The following is a 15,316-nucleotide window of genomic DNA, read 5'->3' on the forward strand; positions in this document are numbered from 1 at the left end:
ATTATTTTGTCTGTGATAGTTTCTGGTGGGTTGTTATTCGCTGACCGGTACAAATATTTTCTTAGTCCCCCAGCGCAGGCTATCTGCTGGTTTATTTTTGTTGTGCAGGGAATAATTCTTGTGGCGAGCCTTATTCAAGGTAAACCTCTAATTTTTTCTGAATAAATAGGTGACTACATGCAAGCTATTGGTTTTATCGTTTACATCGTGGTGGGGCTTTTCCAGTTGGCGGCTATCATGGCTGGACTAGAATCGTGGTGGGGGTTGCACTGGATAATAGCTGCGCCAATAGCATTCATCATTAGCTATATACCACTAGTTGGGTCTATCGTGGGAATGGTAGGAGCTATGGATGTTTGGCGGTGGGAGTGGTGGCAGGCTGGCCTTCTTTTCTTTGGCGGCCTGGTTTTTGCTATTGCCTGCGGAGGGATGTCTTCGTTCTTCGAATGGCTATCCTTCAGGAAAAGAGCGTGACATGTCACAACGCCACCCATCAAATAGCCCGCTATGCGGGCTATTAAAAATACTTATCTAAACCAGCGTCTTTCAATATGTTATTTGCGGTGTGTTTCGATTTCACAGTAAACGGAACAGAAAAATTTCTTGATGACAATGGACTATACCATATCTCATGACTGCCTTTTCCTTGCCTTACAAAATAACATTTCGCAGACTTAAGGATATCAACGAGCTTGGGGTATAGTCCTGTTCCCATACACTACAGTGCCATTCTGTCAGTGAAGTTCTGTTCCTGAATGAAGGATAAATGCAGCCGTTTGAGGTTGCCTTTGTATCCGTTCATTTCATATAGCTCAGGAGCTATCTCCCACACTCTTTCGGTCAGATCTTCGTAAGAGTCAGCTTCAGTGGAGAGCCCAAGATCTTCACAGTATGCCACCCATACATTCTCTTCTGTATCGTGACACACGTTTACTTTGAAAAGGCTCGAGAATTTCAACACATCATCAGTTCTCATAGTCGCCTCCTGTTTTACCTTATTGGTAATACTAAGCCACTCATGCAATCCGTCAAGAATTATTTTAAAGGCGCTTCACTGCGCCAGCAGCCTCAGTAACCCTTGGCCTTAGCCATCACGTACTGAGCATGCGTCTCTATGTCGCGCAGTACGGCGCCGATACCAACAATGTAGCTGAGCATGGCCGTGACCTCCGCCGCCGCGCCGGATACGTCATGCCCGTCAGCATCGAGTTCGCGGAGCAGTTTCATCACCATTGAGCTTTTCGCCAGTTCACGCAGGCCATCAGGTGAATGGATGTGATCCTGATAGCGTCGGTTAAGAGGAAAGGTGTAGTGCTTCTGCTCGACCTGCAATGCATCCATGATCGCCGGCAACATGCTGCTGGTCATCTCCTGTGCCAGCATGCGGGCTTTATCAGCCTGGGAGAGTTCTTCCCGAACGTAGCGGCCAGTCTTGCGGATCTGCGGCAGCACCTCGCTGGTTACCCATTTGCGGAAGCGGTAGGGGATGGTGCCCGGCGTCACCGCATCGCGGCAGCGGAGGATAAGAGTGTAGAGGCCAGACTCGGAGATGATAACTGATTCTTGCTCACCACCAAGGGTGTCGGTTGAGCCGACGCCCTTCTCGTCATCATCAAGTTTGCGAACTGCATCACGATGGTTTGCGATGCCAATCGCGCGGCAAACATCGGATGCAAAAAACCAAGGATTGCCATCGATCATAATGGCGCGAATAGCTGAGTCTGATTCGAAATTGAAAATAGAAGGTTTGGTGTTCATTGTGATACCCCGCTTAGTAGAGTTATCACCACCGCAACGCCAATTACTGGTGGTGAACTGAACGGAGTTGGCGTACCGGCCTAAACGGATACCGGCGTCCTTTCGGACCCCCGCCCAGCCCACCATTGGAAAGGTGCGTCAGAGCGCGTGCACAAAAAAACACGCAGTGCGCGTGTTGTGCGCCGTTTAGTTATCCGGGACGCCAATCCCGGCACCGGATTTTGCCGATGCCCGATCACTATGGCACAAGGAAAATGGGTTGTAAATTTACCATTTTGGTAATAATAAACCCATCGTTATTTTGATTTCAATCACTATCTGAGTTGCTGTCTGATCTGCATTGCGCAGAAGTCCAGGTGTGTTTGCAGCTCCCGCATTGACAACTGCGAGCTTGTCACATAGTTAACCAGTGCCACCAGTTCCGCCGCCGCACCGCTGACATCGTGGCCGTCTCGCTCCATCTCCCTGAGCAACTCCATCAGCTGTGATTTTACAACCAGGGATCTGACCCCTTCCGGGGTGTGAATACGATCCGCAAAACCTTCGTCGACAGGATACTGGTACCGCTCTGGCATTAGGAATACTCCCATAAATGTCGCGGTAGGGATACCCGTTACCGGATACCCCCCGCACAGATCCCGGCGTGCGCGATTTACGCACCGGGCTCCTGCCTCGGGTGTCTGGCGGTGAACCGCTCCACAGGCCATGGATGAAGAACCCGAACCCTTGGTAGCCATGCGGCTGCCAGTTTGTTTGCTTTCGTCCAGGTCGTATCATCCTTCTGGCTCCTGCGCCTGAGCGCCCGGCGCCAGAGGTTTGTTACGTGTGTCCTGAACTTCTGCATGGTGGGGAAGTTGCCCGGTACCGAGTGATAGTTCAGGTATCCCTGAACCACTCTCCTGAGCCATTTTCCCTGTTCGGGGATTGAGTAATGCCAGCGCCTTCGCAGACCGTCTTTGATGGCTTTCAGAGTTGCCGTCATCCGATCCCGGCGGGTCTTTCGTATCAGCATGAACCTGCCGTTGCGATCTTTCCCGCTGATGTGCGTGAACCCGAGGAAGTTGAACGTTTCTGGTTTGCCTTTTCCCCTGATGGCACGGTTTTCGGCAGCGAAGCGGCCGAACTCCATCAGACGGGTTTTCTCCGGGTGAACCGTGAGTCCGAACTCCCTCAGTCTGCGCTGCATGGCTATACGGAAGCGCCGGGCATCGTATCGTTTGTCGAACCCGATGACGATGTCATCGGCGTATCTGACCATTACCACATTGCCTGTGGCATAGCGACGTCGCCACTGATGCGCCCACAGATCGAAGACGTAGTGGAGGTATATGTTTGCCAGCAGCGGTGAGATGACCGCACCCTGTGGGGTGCCTTCCTCCGTTGCTCGCCATTGACCCTCCTCCGACGTCCCGGCTGTGAGCCACTTACGTATGAGCCTGATTACCCTCCGGTCGCCGATCCGATGCTCTGTGAACCTGATCAGCCATTCGTGGCTCACCCTGTCGAAGAACTGACTGATGTCGGCATCCAGTACCCAGTTTACGTTAGTGCGTACCAGCCCTGTGGCCAGTGCGTCCAGTGCATCGTGCTGGCTTCGCCCGGGTCTGAACCCGTATGAGAACCCCATAAAGTCGTTTTCATAGACTGCGTTCAGGATTTTCACCAGCGCATACTGGACGATCTTGTCCTCCAGCGAGGCGATGCCGAGCGGGCGTTGTTTTCCATCCGCTTTTGGGATGTAGTGACGCCTGCCGGGCTGCGCCCTGTAGCTGCCCTGATGTAGCCTCCGGTGCAGATCTGTTATGTTGTTCTTCATGTTTCCGGCGTAGTCCATCCACCTGATGCCATCCACTCCGGCGGCCGCTTTCCTGCTCAGGGAGAGGAATGCGGCTTCCAGTGCTTCGACTGTCAGCAGGTGGAACAATGCTGTAAACCGTTCTTTCTTCCGCTGCTTCGCAGCTTCCCGCACGCGTGACAGCCTCTGTGACATGCTTTCCCGGCTCTGTGTCCGGCGCATGTGTGGCTGTTCCGCGTTCCCCTTGGCCCCGCTCCTTCGCTCCACTGACTCCGCTCCTTTCGGGTTGTTCGCCTGCTTCGCCGCTACTATGAGCGAGTCCGACTTCTCCTCTCCGTACATCACCGGCTATGACTCCTCGTCTTCCCGGTGCGGGCCATCTCCGACACTGGCAGATGGTCAGAGGGGAGATCTCCCGGTTCCCGCGTAGAGATCGTATTGACATGCCAGGGTCTCAGACCCCGCCGGGTCCATGTGGCACTCGCAGTATCGCACCCTATGATGTTGCCTTCCGTTAACAGTACAACGTCGGCACCCGGTAATTTAATATACATTTCGTGGCTCAATGGCTGGCCTGTCAACACCCCTGTCAACGCTTCGCCCCATACCTCGCGGTATGCAACGCATGACTCGGGGACCTTGTGGATTGCTGGTCCTTCAATGGTCGGGGACTTTCACCCCTTGATCTCTAACCGGTCTCCCGGCGCACACTGTATATATATACATATATCAAAAGGTAACAAAGTTTTCCAGAGCTCTTTTGTTTACCTTAATGGTAATGTTTTTGCTCGTTTCGATCTGTTTTATTCATATGTGGTTCGATGGGTAATAGAATGATCTGCAGTGTGGCGCGCCGGGCGCTGCGACATCCGGAGATTTCTATATGACGGTCTCAACCGAAGTCGATCATAACGACTACACAGGGAACGGCGTTACCACATCTTTCCCGTACACGTTCCGCATCTTCAAGAAGTCAGATCTCACCGTCCAGCTTGCTGACCTTAACGAAAATATTACGGTGCTGACGCTGGATACCGATTACACAGTGACAGGTGCAGGCACCTATTCTGGCGGGAATGTCGTGCTGATGTCTCCCCTGGCCAGCGGATGGCAAATATCTATCTCGCGAGATCTTCCTGTTACCCAGGAGACTGATCTGCGTAACCAGGGGAAATTTTTCGCAGAGGTGCATGAGGATGCGTTCGACAAGCTGACCATGCTTATCCAGCAGTGCTTCAGCTTTCTCCGACTGGCGCTGCGCAAGCCGTCGTTCATCGCTAACTATTACGATGCACTCAACAACCGTATTCGTAACCTTCGTGATCCGTCACAGGCGCAGGATGCTGCCACGAAGAATTATGTTGATGGGCAGATCGTTGACAACACCAATGCCTGGAAAGCTGGTGATGCTGTTTTAGATAATAAAATTGATGCGAATTTTGCCAGAACTTTGCGCGTTCCAGACGTTAGTGTTGATATGCTGCCTTCGGCTATGTACAGGAAGGGAAAGGTACATACCTATGATGCAGCTACCGGTCAGCCTTTACTTATCGATGCTGGTCAATTATCAGTCGGTGATATATTAAATCTATCAAGTAGCGATGGATTTAAATATATAGGTAAATGTAAGAGCGTTGCATCTCTAAGGACTATTGAGCCAACGATTTCAGGGCAAAGTATTATTCTGGAGCGCGCTGTTATCGGTGGTCCATTATTAAACGAAATCATTACGCATAACCCGGCTGCATCGGATGCAGTCGACGATGGCTATAGTCGTTTCGTTACCGCTGGCGGTGCCGTATGGGATGCGGATATTTCATTTGGCCATAACGTGTTTCTGGCAGGGTATTCTGACGAGCTAAATAATCTTGCTGACTGCCTGAATATGATTATTCAGGATAAGGTGAATAAAGTTATTTCCCGTGGCTACGTTGCAGGCGGCGTGGATGCTGAGATAAGAATTCCACCAAACCCCAATGCTGAAGGCATGACGGATTTTTACATGAATAAAAAATCCGTCAAAATCCCGTCGTTTTTGAGGGTTTATTCCGCGCCGGCGGCAATTTATGATTACAGCGACTTCACCACGGGGGTCGGCATTATTGGCAGTAATGAGTTTGACGGTCTCACCAATGACATGATGTACCGGAATAACGGTGGTGGATGGGGGGCCGGAGCCGGTGCCTCTAACAGCCATAATTCGGGCGGATTTATTGGGAATGGCTGTTTAATAAAAGGCCCGAACACAACCTCAAACCCCAACGCGACCACCTATCCTGGCGTGCGCTGGGGTAACGTCACGTACCCCGGCGGCGACCAGGCCCATTTCAGGGATTCCACCTTCTCTGATGCGCGCGTATCTGGATGGGGATCAGGATTCCGACCTGGCTCTGTTAATACCTATCTGATGGATGTGGTTGCCTGTCATTTTACAAACAACACATACGGCATTGATACCTATACAGCATGGAGCGGTAGCACTCCGCAATGGGCTAACAGTGGCGAGAAAATGTCATTCCGCGGGTGCCTGATAGGTAACAACCGAAGCCATGCTGTTTATCTGGATAATCGCGGAGATTTCTTCTACTTCGATATGTGTAGCATTGACTACAACGGCGGGGATGTATTCCATTGCAGCCCGACCAACCTCGGGGAAGTGAATTACATTAACGGCCACATCGAGGGTAACAGCGGATTAATCCTTAACTGTCCGACGCGAACAACGAATGACGGGGAAAATAACGTCAAAATTCGCGGGGCGAAAATCTACCCCAATAAATCCACCAACGATAAATATGGTGGCGTCAGGGATATTGTGTTCGGGACAACCATCAGGACGATTCTGGAGCTGGACAGCTGCAATATCTTCTGCCGCGCACCGTATGTTAACGGCGCATACCCGACCTGGAAAAGTTACAACCCAGCCAACCTGGCACGTATCATCATTAAATATCCAGGCAGCGGCCAGACGTACCGCTTCCTGCCGTCCTATGACGGGGCATACGGTTATCGAATCAATGATAAGCTGCTGTTTTCCGGCACTGAAAATGAGAACGTCCCCACATCAAGAACGGGGGATTTCTGGTGCATAAAATCAGGCGGCGCATCATGTGTGTACGGCGGCGCTGGTGACGCAGACAGTGACGGGGTCATCCCAATTAAAATCACGCTGAACTCTCCGACCGATACGGTGCAGTTGCTGTTCAGCCGACAAATAACACCGGAGCGGGGAACGCAGCATATTCATGGTTTTTGCTCGATAAAAGCGGCGGCGTTTGCCGGGGCACTGAACGTATCGGCTATCGCCAGAACCATTGCCAGCGTCACCAGAACGGTAACTGCAGCACCTGGACCTGTAACGGAAACGGAGAATCTGTACGGGGTAAACCAGAGTATTTCTCAGGACATTCTGACTTCGCTGGCAAACCCCACAATTTCCATCACCAAAGATGACTACATGGGTACCCGGCCTCTGGCTGTTCAGCTAATCGGCGGTAATTACTCTTATCTCGGTTTTCTGTTCACCGGTGGCGTCGGCACCTTCTACGTCAAGTTACCGGTATGGGCAAACCTCGATTCGCATCCAACTATCGGCTACCAGTAAGGAAAATCTGACATGACCGTGTATTACATCAGTAAAGAGGAGGACGGCGTTTACGCCGTCTCCACAACCGATATTAACAGCATCATTTCTGGCGACTGGCCTGACGCTGAGTATTTTGAATACGCGATGGCAGCACTGGTTTCTTATCTGTCGTCTCAGCCAGAAGGTGAGGGGTATGTGCTGATCGATAAAAAATATGAAGAGTAAACCATTTAATTAAAATAAAGTGATGTCGTTAATATTTCGGTTTTTGTTGTGCTTATTTTCCAAAAATTTATATTCATATTTAATTTTTGATAGCGACGCTTGATGGTTACCATTTATCCATAAACGGTTTATTGTGTATGATGAGCTTACCAAACTAAGGAGGTTCATCATGCATAGTAAACGGTGGTCATCATGTCCGCATCGCTAACCGCTGATACAATAAATCAGGGGCTTAGCTACGGTGCACTGGCGGCAGTTATCGCCGGTGTACCCCCTGAAGTGGCGCTAGGATCGCTGGCCGGGGCGGTAATTTTTGTTACCTCTGCAGTTGAGTATCCGGTCAAGCGCCGTGTTCTCCTGGCGCTGCTCAGCTTTCTCTGCGGCCTTCTCTTCTACAAACCCACAGCATCAATCCTTATCGGCGTTGCCAGCATGATCCCCACCATCACACAGGACTCGTTCGAGCGGGGTATTGTCTACTCCGCCGGCGCGTTCGTTGCGGCAATTGTCGCGGTGCGGGTCGGGATATGGCTGTATCACCGTTCTGACAATCCGCGCGATTTAATCCCGGGAGGAAAAGACGATGACAGGCCATGATCTGCTGCTTATCGCTAATTCCATCATCTGCGGCGGGATAGCGCTGCGGGTGATGTTCTTCCAGCGCAACGGATCGCGCCACCGCCGCTGGGGAGGGTGGATAGCCTATTTCCTCATAGTGGCAGCGGCCAGCATCCCGCTGCGTACCGCGTACTCATACCTGTACCACTTCCCCATGACCGCAGATCTTTCTGAGGTCGTTATCAATGCTGTGATGTTCGCCGCGGTGCTGAAGACGCGCGGCAACGTCGTGCAAATCTTCAAGATATCGAGGTCGCAACATGGACATTAACGAGTTTCAGAAAGCTGCCGGCGTTAGCCTGGCGCTGGCCACACGCTGGCATCCGCACATCGTGGCGGCCATGAAAGAGTTTGGCATCATCAAGCCACTGGATCAGGCGATGTTTATTGCCCAGGCCGGGCATGAAAGCACTGGCTTTATCCAGCTCGTTGAGAGCTTCAATTACAGCGTGGCAGGGCTGGCTGGTTTCGTCCGTGCCGGGCGGATGACGCAGGGTCAGGCTAATTCGCTCGGCCGCCGTCAGGGTGAGCCCTCTTTGCCACTGGAGAGGCAGCGGGCCATTGCCAATCTGGTGTACAGCAAACGCATGGGGAATAACGGGCCGACCGACGGCTGGTTTTACCGCGGGCGCGGGCTTATCCAGATCACCGGGCTGAACAACTATCGCGACTGCGGCAACGGCCTGAAGGTGGATCTGGTTAAGCAGCCGGAACTGCTGGCGCAGGACGAGTATGCAGCGCGGAGCGCGGCCTGGTACTTCGTGAAATATGGATGCCTGAAGTACACCGACGACCTGATGCGCGTCACGCAGATCATCAATGGCGGCCAGAATGGTATCGACGATCGCCGTGTGCGTTACCTGTCGGCCAAGAAGGTACTGGCATCATGATCACGGAATTCGTGAAAGCGTACTGGAAACAGTTGCTTATCGTGTCGATGCTTGCTGGTCTGGTGGCCGGAGGCGTTGTAGCCTGGAATATTAACGGTGACAGACAGTACGACGCCGGGTATGCGCAGGCGAAGGCAGACCGTAAAGCAGAAGATGATAAAGCCCGTCAACATGACGAACAGGAGAAAGCAACCAATGAACGAGAAGCGCAGCAGAGGATCGACCAGGCGCGCAATGATGCTCTTGATGCTGCCGCTCGCGCTGGCCGGCTGCAGCAGCAGCTCGTTGCCATCCGTGAGCAGCTCAGGCAGTATAACGCCACTGTCGGCGCTGGGTCGTCAGCCGCAGACACCGGAATTTTGCTTACCGACGTGTTCGAAAAATCTCTCGAACGAAACCGACAACTGGCAGAATACGCTGACCGGGCAGCCGAAGCCGGAAGGGTCTGCGAAAGGCAGTACGATGAACTGACGAAGCGGGGCACAATTTCCCGGTGACGGTATATAAAACGGTACGCAGAATTTATCGTTTAATAAACTTGTTTTCAGTCAATTGGTTACGAGTTCTGTAAATAATTGAGTGGGAGTAATCCCCGGCGTTAGCTGAATGAAACGAAACCCTCTGTGTTTACAGAGGGTTTTTTTATAGCTGCTACATTAAGGTCTCCCACCTGACGGCAAGCGCTAATCGCGCATATATTGATGCATCTGGGCCGCCGACATGTCCCACTGGCTTCCTTCAAACGGGGGCATATAGCTGCCATCATCTTCGCCAATCTCAGCGGCAGTGAGCTGATTGAGTTTATCGTTCATTGTCATTAACAGATCCCGGTATTTCTCTGGCTCCCGGGCGAGGTTATGATTTTCTTCGGGGTCGTTAACCAGATCGAAAAGTTCAACATCATTATTCTCCAGCAGCTCGGCCAGGGTAGCAGGAATATGATGCTGCTTGAGCGAAAAGTAGCGGGCAAATTTATAGTGTCCATCGTTGATCATACGGATCCCTGAGCGATGGGAAAAATCAGGATGGAGTGACGCGATCGCTTTTTTAAATTGATCGTGCGGGAGTTTTTCTCCAGCCAGCTTTCTGAATTTTGCCGTGTATTGCGCATCCATATACAGGATCATGCCGTAACAATAAAGCGAACCCGGACGCAGCGCATTTAAGCCCGCTTGCTCAGGATGCGCCAGTAATGGGCTCATATCCCGGCCTTTTCTGCCCTCCAGGACTTTCTCTCGCAGCGAGCGATCGCGTCCAGTCAGACCAATCAGGGTCGGTACTAAATCCAGATGATTAGTCAAACTGTTGCAGCGGATGTTTCCCGGATACGCCGGATGGCGAATGATCATCGGCACATGGATCTGCTCTTTGTACACCGAGGAACCTTTACCATGCATCTGGTGGGAGCCTCCGAGTTCCCCATGGTCGGCGGTAAAGACGATAATCGTATTTTGCGTCAGCTGCAGGTTATCCAGCTCATTGAGAATCGCCTCAAGATGCTGGTCATTATCGCGAATACAGTTGAAATAATAATCCAGTAATTTGCGCCAGCGCCGGTCTTCATCGGGGAACTGTCCCTCCATCACCGCCCTGGCATTCTGGTACTCTTTATGGGCGGCAGGTCTGCCAGGCTCATCGAGCGGCTGGTGGCGGTTTGCAGGCAGCGGATAGTCTGGCCAGCTTTGCTGATAGATTTGGTTGTGCGGGGGTTGGGTTGGCAGCAGGGTGTGGTTTTCTTTATCCATTGGCCCTTTCCACTGCACCTGCTCACCATGCTCATCGGTGTCGATAAACATGACATCGTGGGGGTTAACCAGGTTTACTGCCGCGAACCAGGGCTTATTTTCATCATTCAGCGGGCGGCCGGTGTTACGTAGCCAACTAATGGTCTGCCCCGTGGTGACTGAATCAAAGAAATAGCCGCCCTTACTTTTCCCGATGACATCGCCAATGCCGTGATAATCAGAGAAACCATACTTTTCCATAATTTCATGCAGTCGCGGCGTCGGGATCTCGCCCAGGTCCATTTCTTCTACCGATTTACCAGCGACCGGCTGATCGATCTCCCGGGTAAGATGCCATTTACCTTTATACGCCGTGTAATAACCCAGTTCACGCATCATATGGCCCACGGTACGTAATTCCGGGTCCAGATCGTAATTCATCCAGGGGAAGCCAAGATTATCAAACATCCGGGTGTGCGGCATATGGAGCCCGGTGTACATGACAGAGCGCGATGGCGTACAAACGTTGGCCGTGTTCTGATGATTGGTAAAAGTGATACCCGTTTTCATCAGGCGTTCCCGGCCCGGCACCGGAAAGGGATACCGCTCGAAATAACGTTCCTGATCGCAGGTTATTAGTAAAATATTGTAGCCTTCGGGCAGTGTGTCAGGGATTTCGCCGGTGAAAGGAATATCCCATGCCGCTTTCGGGGCGGCATTATTTTGCGCGGCGTTTCCCGTCTCTGGTAACAGGCTCACGACAGCGGCAATCCCCAGACCTTTGAGGAGATGGCGGCGATTTCCATCTATTTTATTTGGTTCTTTCATCTTCAGACTCCGTTAATTGTAATATATTTTGCCGAATCTCCGGGATAAGACTCATAATGAGCGCGGGCGGCTGGCAATTTAATAAAAGCCTTCGCATGACGTTCATATAGGGCGTGATATGGCCGAAAAAGGCTAAATAGCCGCTGCACAGGTAATTCTGTGCTTCGTCGTCATGGATGGTAAAACGGTGTTTAGGGCATCCCCCATGGCAGGCAAAGCGCCAGTGGCAGCTCTGACAGCGGGCAGAGAGTTGGCCCTTTTGCTTCCCGAACTGTTGCTGAAATGGCGAGCTCGCCATCGCTGCCATAGCATCTTGCTTCAGATTACCCAGTTTATATTCCGCTGAGACAAAGTGATCGCAGCTGTAGACATCGCCGTTTTGCTCCACCAGTAAACTCTGCCCACAGACAGGCTGCATGGTGCAGAGCGTGGCGGGCTGGCCGGCCCATACGCCGAGCAGATTATCAAAGTACTGGATAAACACCCTGCCAACATCGTTTTCCAGCCAGTCGTCGAAAACACTGCACAAAAATTTGCCCCAGCCCTCAGGGGTAACTGACCAGGGAGCAGGGGAGTCAACGAGAGGAATAAACTGGAGATGGTGAAGGTTTAGCTCGCGGCTCAGGCAGCGATAGAGACTTTTCCCCTGGCTTGCAGACTGGCGGCTGACCACCACCATGGCATTTACCGGAACGTCATGCTGCTGCAGGCAGCGTATGGCCTGCACAACTTTTTCCCAGGTGGGTTTTCCGCAGCCCGTCGTACGCCAGGTGTCGTGGAGTGACGCAGGGCCATCAATGGATAATCCGACCAGAAATCCATGACGACGCAAAAAACGAGCCCATTTATCGTTCAGCAAGATGCCGTTGGTTTGCAGGCTGTTGGCGATGATTTTGTTACCACGGTAACGCTGCTGGAGCTCGACCACCTTTGCAAAAAAATCCAGCCCGCATAAGGTAGGCTCACCGCCCTGCCAGCAAAACTCGACGTTTTGCGAGGGGGTCGATGAAATGGTGTTGTGAATGTACGCTTCCAGCGTGAGGTCGTCCATGGTGGCATACCCTGGACGCGGAACCTCGTTTTCCAGATAAAAGCAATACCGACAGGCCAGATTGCATCGATTGCCGCCGGGTTTTGCTACGGTATTAAAATTAGCGCTCATTCTTTGCTATGCTCGAACGTTTTCGATGAGGAAGAGAGTAAAGCTAATTGTGTTACCGGAGGTGTGGCTAATGTTACCGATGGCGACTGGCTTTATTTTTTGGATCATTATGCAAGCGAAAAATACAGGCGGTATCGTTATTTTTCGCAGGTGACAGCATGCCCTGCTATTCTCTTAAAAATTTCATTATTGATTTGGTGAATGTATTTTCATTAAAAATTTATAGTATGAATAATGCCTGCCATATGGCTATAAGCGCAGGCGTAAATTATCAAGGGCGTAGTGATCCACGTTTACTCTTCAGCAAGGTTGTTTTTGGCTATCGGTTGGTCAACGGCCGCTGCCGGATATTCTACATTACGTTCATCCTGCGCCTTACCCGCCTCGCGCACCATCGCCAGCGCCAGTCCGGCAACGATCAACGTTAACCCGGTGGACACCCACATTCCGCCGATAATGCCCAGCCGGTGGTTCAGCCATGCGTAGGCAAAGGGTGAAACAGCTGCCATCAGTTGCCCGGGGATCAGCAGGAGACCCGTGCGGCTGGCGTAGCTTTCTGCGCTAAACAGCGCCAGCGGCAGCGTCGCTTTGACAATCGTCACCAGCCCGTTAATCGCGCCATAGCCCAGCACAAACCCGGCTGCGCATCCGGCAAAGGTCGTGCTGCTCAATCCAAGGAGAAAACAGAGCGGCATGGCGAGCGCAGTAAAACGCGTTAGCGTGAGTGAGGTGACCCGGGGACCGGCCAGCACTTCCCCCAGCCGGGCGCCGGTCTGGCCGAATCCCCACAGCATACCGACGGCAACCGGCAGACCAAAGTGGCTGATAAACTCCGGCAGATGGGTAGAGGTACCGTTAGAGATGAAGGTGATCAGCGCAATAAAGATCGCGTAACGCGCCCCGTTACGCCGGTCGCCCTCTGCTGTCGCTGGCGAGGCTGGTGATTTCGCCGCTGAACTGAGCCGCTGGCGAGGCAGTTGATAACTCAGCCATGCGCTCAGCAGGCCAAACAGCGCATAGATCCGCAGGGCATTCTGCCAGGGCATGATGGTTAATAACGCCTCGCCCAGCGGCCAGAAGAGGGCAGAGGCCAGACCGCCAGCGAGAGTGATATGAGAGATAGTTTTCCGCGCCTGCTGACCGTACAGATTCACCACTGCGGCGAACAGCGCATCATACAGTGAGAGCCGCATGCCGATGCCGGTCAGCAGCCAGGCGCCGTACCAGCCGGCCAGCGAAGGGCGCCAGGCCATCATGGCGCAGCTGGCGGCTATCAGTAAGGTACCGCTGGTGACCACCAGTCTTCCGCCAAAGCGAGCCAGCAGCCTGGCAACGAACGGGGAGACAGCGGCCATCATCAGCATCGCAAGCGTCAGGCCGAGATAGATCTGCGGCAAGGACCATCCTTTGTCGGCGGCGATAGCCCCGGCAAAGGTGCCGGGCATATAAAAAGAGATCCCCCAGTTGATGAGTTGCTGACCGCCCGCGGTGAAGGCAAGGCGTCGGGGAATAGCGTTTATTTCCATGGTTTTTCATTCCGTTAAGACAGTTGTCCTGAGCATACCCGGCAGGCTATTGTTCTGGCAGAGCGGCCACCTTATGCGCGGTATAAGAGAAACTTTTATGACAACACTGAACCTGGGAAATCTGGCGACCTTCCGGCTGGTCGTACAGCGCGGCAGCTTTTCTGCCGCCGCCGACGCGCTGGGGATCTCCCAACCTGCCGTCAGCCTGCAGGTACGTCAGCTGGAGCAGTTTTTACAGACCAGGCTGCTGGAGCGAACCGGACGTGGGATCAAGGCGACGGCGGCAGGAATGGCATTGCTGGCCCACAGCGAGCAGATCGATCGGGCGGTGAATAGCGCGGTGCAGTCGGTCAGCGCATTCAGTCAGGAGGTTAATGGATCGTTGACGCTGGGGACAGGCGCGACGGCCTGCATTCATCTTCTTCCACCGCTGCTGCAGCATCTTCGTCAGCAGCACCCGCTGCTGACGGTGGGGGTGACCACCGGCAACACGCTGGATATCGTCCGCGCGGTGGAAGAAAACCGGCTCGATCTCGGGCTGGTCACGCTGCCCGTGCAGGGGCGCAGTCTGGCGGTGACTGCGATGTTAGATGAGGAGTTCGTGACCATCTATGCCAGCCGCGAGACGGAGATGCCGGCGGTTTATACTCCCGCCGAGCTGCAGGCGCAGCCGCTCATTGCCTTCGAGGCGGGTAGCGGCACGCGGGATCTGATTGACCGCTGGTTCCGCTCGGCGGGACTGGCGGTGACGCCGGTAATGCAGTTGGGGAGCATCGAGGCGATTAAGCGCATGGTGCGGGCAGGGCTGGGCTACAGCATCGTGCCCCGCATGGCGGTGGAGCGGGTGGAGGATCGCGACGGATTACGCGTACACTCGCTGGCGCCGCGGCTATACCGACAGCTGGCGGTAGTCATGCGTCAGGACAAAATTGTGACAAAAGGTATCGCTGAAATGCTGCGCCTGCTGCATACCGTGCGCTTATAAATCGCCGACGGCAAAATTACCGCATCAAAGACAGTACTTCAGCAGCGAGCGGCTCTGCCTGCGGAGTGTGGCGCTTGCAGTATTAGAATCAAAGGATTACTCGCGGGGGGAGGGCTCGACGGTGAGCGATGACTCCTGCGACGCTTTTTTATCCTGATGATGGTACCAGGCGCCGATGGAGGAGTAGACAAAGCGTCCAAAGAAGAAGAGAAAGCTGAG

16 protein-coding genes and 1 pseudogene are annotated in these 15,316 nt (G+C 53.1%); 8 read left to right on the top strand and 9 right to left on the bottom strand.

The genetic code is table 11. The features are described from left to right. The first annotated feature begins 177 nt into the window (after positions 1 to 177). The gene (locus KB892_RS05500; RefSeq protein WP_032457415.1) at positions 178 to 474 is read left to right on the top strand and encodes a hypothetical protein; all 297 of its coding nucleotides are present in this window, start codon (positions 178 to 180) and stop codon (positions 472 to 474) included. Positions 475 to 517: 43 nt separating this feature from the next. On the opposite strand, the gene KB892_RS05505 is transcribed toward KB892_RS05500, so the two are convergent. From KB892_RS05505 to ltrA, 5 genes are all read right to left on the bottom strand, one after another. Next, positions 518 to 715 carry a type II toxin-antitoxin system HicA family toxin gene (locus KB892_RS05505; protein WP_074195329.1) on the bottom strand — a complete coding sequence of 66 codons (198 nt, stop codon included), beginning with the start codon at positions 713 to 715 and terminating at the stop codon, positions 518 to 520. A 3-nt stretch (positions 716 to 718) separates the two neighbouring features. After that, a complete protein-coding gene (locus KB892_RS05510; RefSeq protein WP_064189924.1) occupies positions 719 to 976 on the bottom strand; it encodes a DUF1902 domain-containing protein in 258 nt (85 codons plus the stop codon). A 92-nt stretch (positions 977 to 1,068) separates the two neighbouring features. Beyond that, the gene (locus KB892_RS05515) at positions 1,069 to 1,758 is read right to left on the bottom strand and encodes a BRO-N domain-containing protein (RefSeq protein WP_064152944.1); all 690 of its coding nucleotides are present in this window, start codon (positions 1,756 to 1,758) and stop codon (positions 1,069 to 1,071) included. A gap of 314 nt (positions 1,759 to 2,072) precedes the next feature. Then, the gene (locus KB892_RS05520) at positions 2,073 to 2,333 is read right to left on the bottom strand and encodes a hypothetical protein (RefSeq protein WP_085320215.1); all 261 of its coding nucleotides are present in this window, start codon (positions 2,331 to 2,333) and stop codon (positions 2,073 to 2,075) included. Between the two features lie 77 nt (positions 2,334 to 2,410). After that, a complete protein-coding gene (gene ltrA, locus KB892_RS05525) occupies positions 2,411 to 3,898 on the bottom strand; it encodes a group II intron reverse transcriptase/maturase (RefSeq protein ID WP_004178082.1) in 1,488 nt (495 codons plus the stop codon). A gap of 538 nt (positions 3,899 to 4,436) precedes the next feature. Between ltrA and KB892_RS31075 the strand changes: the two genes are divergently transcribed. The 6 genes from KB892_RS31075 to KB892_RS05555 all read left to right on the top strand — a co-directional run bounded on the left by KB892_RS31075 (position 4,437) and on the right by KB892_RS05555 (position 9,369). Further along, the gene (locus KB892_RS31075) at positions 4,437 to 7,157 is read left to right on the top strand and encodes a hypothetical protein (protein ID WP_223174993.1); all 2,721 of its coding nucleotides are present in this window, start codon (positions 4,437 to 4,439) and stop codon (positions 7,155 to 7,157) included. A gap of 12 nt (positions 7,158 to 7,169) precedes the next feature. Next, positions 7,170 to 7,364 carry a hypothetical protein gene (locus tag KB892_RS05535; protein WP_094923797.1) on the top strand — a complete coding sequence of 65 codons (195 nt, stop codon included), beginning with the start codon at positions 7,170 to 7,172 and terminating at the stop codon, positions 7,362 to 7,364. A 192-nt stretch (positions 7,365 to 7,556) separates the two neighbouring features. Continuing rightward, positions 7,557 to 7,961 carry a putative holin gene (locus KB892_RS05540; protein ID WP_004146394.1) on the top strand — a complete coding sequence of 135 codons (405 nt, stop codon included), beginning with the start codon at positions 7,557 to 7,559 and terminating at the stop codon, positions 7,959 to 7,961. Then, the gene (locus KB892_RS05545; protein WP_023339240.1) at positions 7,948 to 8,253 is read left to right on the top strand and encodes a phage holin family protein; all 306 of its coding nucleotides are present in this window, start codon (positions 7,948 to 7,950) and stop codon (positions 8,251 to 8,253) included. Before KB892_RS05540 ends, KB892_RS05545 begins: the two co-directional genes overlap by 14 nt. Further along, positions 8,243 to 8,872 (top strand): glycoside hydrolase family 19 protein, encoded by a 630-nt coding sequence (locus KB892_RS05550; protein ID WP_071182157.1) that lies wholly within the window; start codon positions 8,243 to 8,245, stop codon positions 8,870 to 8,872. Before KB892_RS05545 ends, KB892_RS05550 begins: the two co-directional genes overlap by 11 nt. Then, on the top strand, positions 8,869 to 9,369 hold the full coding sequence (locus KB892_RS05555; RefSeq protein ID WP_071182156.1) for a DUF2514 domain-containing protein: 501 nt from the start codon (positions 8,869 to 8,871) through the stop codon (positions 9,367 to 9,369). Before KB892_RS05550 ends, KB892_RS05555 begins: the two co-directional genes overlap by 4 nt. Before the next feature lie 186 nt (positions 9,370 to 9,555). Here KB892_RS05555 and KB892_RS05560 read toward each other — a convergent pair whose 3' ends face one another. The 3 genes from KB892_RS05560 to KB892_RS05570 form a co-directional block, all read right to left on the bottom strand. Continuing rightward, positions 9,556 to 11,424 carry a sulfatase-like hydrolase/transferase gene (locus KB892_RS05560; RefSeq protein WP_004152009.1) on the bottom strand — a complete coding sequence of 623 codons (1,869 nt, stop codon included), beginning with the start codon at positions 11,422 to 11,424 and terminating at the stop codon, positions 9,556 to 9,558. Next, positions 11,408 to 12,586 carry an anaerobic sulfatase maturase gene (locus tag KB892_RS05565; RefSeq protein WP_004162150.1) on the bottom strand — a complete coding sequence of 393 codons (1,179 nt, stop codon included), beginning with the start codon at positions 12,584 to 12,586 and terminating at the stop codon, positions 11,408 to 11,410. The genes KB892_RS05560 and KB892_RS05565 overlap by 17 nt, the downstream gene beginning before the upstream one ends. A gap of 293 nt (positions 12,587 to 12,879) precedes the next feature. Beyond that, positions 12,880 to 14,112: an MFS transporter gene (locus tag KB892_RS05570; RefSeq protein ID WP_002913847.1), complete on the bottom strand. Its 1,233-nt coding sequence runs from the start codon at positions 14,110 to 14,112 to the stop codon at positions 12,880 to 12,882. 73 nt (positions 14,113 to 14,185) lie between these two features. On the opposite strand from KB892_RS05570, the gene KB892_RS05575 reads away from it, so the two are divergent. Beyond that, positions 14,186 to 15,097, top strand: a complete 912-nt coding sequence (locus KB892_RS05575; RefSeq protein WP_004221278.1) for a LysR family transcriptional regulator — start codon at positions 14,186 to 14,188, stop codon at positions 15,095 to 15,097. 96 nt (positions 15,098 to 15,193) lie between these two features. Here KB892_RS05575 and KB892_RS05580 read toward each other — a convergent pair. After that, a pseudogene (locus KB892_RS05580) lies at positions 15,194 to 15,316 on the bottom strand (YfgG family protein); the annotation flags it as partial.

It is taken from the genome of Klebsiella sp. P1927 (genome assembly GCF_018204675.1).
GTDB lineage: Bacteria > Pseudomonadota > Gammaproteobacteria > Enterobacterales > Enterobacteriaceae > Klebsiella > Klebsiella pneumoniae.